General features: G+C 41.4%; 1 protein-coding gene. It reads right to left on the reverse strand.

The features are described 5' to 3' along the window. Nucleotides 1–493, reverse strand: a 493-nt coding sequence (locus EIZ48_RS31645; RefSeq protein ID WP_205298658.1) for a photosystem I psaA/psaB family protein, incomplete at both ends; no start/stop codon positions are given.

A 493-nucleotide genomic window follows, 5' to 3' on the forward strand; every position in this document is an offset into this window, starting at 1 on the left:
GACCCTGGCCTGTAAATGGACCTTTATGGGCTTCTAAAATMTCTTTTAGKCCATGACCAATRCCCCAGTTSGTYCTATACATGTGACCYGCTAYCAGGAAMARAATWGCAATAGCTAAATGATGGTGYGCAATATCRGTCAACCAYAGACCYCCAGTTACYGGATCTAATCCTCCRCGAAAAGTAAGAAAGTCYGCATATTTTGACCAATTCAAGGTGAARAATGGGGTTGCTCCCTCRGCAAAACTTGGATAAAGTTGAGCCAAAAGATCCCGATTCAAGATAAATTCATGAGGAAGTGGTATTTCTTTAGGATCTACTCCAGCATTTAAAAATTGATTAATCGGTAAAGATACATGTACTTGATGGCCTGCCCAAGAAAGAGATCCAAGTCCCAGTAACCCCGCTAAATGGTGGTTCAACATAGATTCCACATCTTGAAACCAAGCCAATTTTGGGGCAGCTTTATGATAATGGAACCAACCAGCAAAAAG

Source organism: Photobacterium alginatilyticum (assembly GCF_009910675.1).
Taxonomy (GTDB): domain Bacteria; phylum Pseudomonadota; class Gammaproteobacteria; order Enterobacterales; family Vibrionaceae; genus Photobacterium; species Photobacterium alginatilyticum.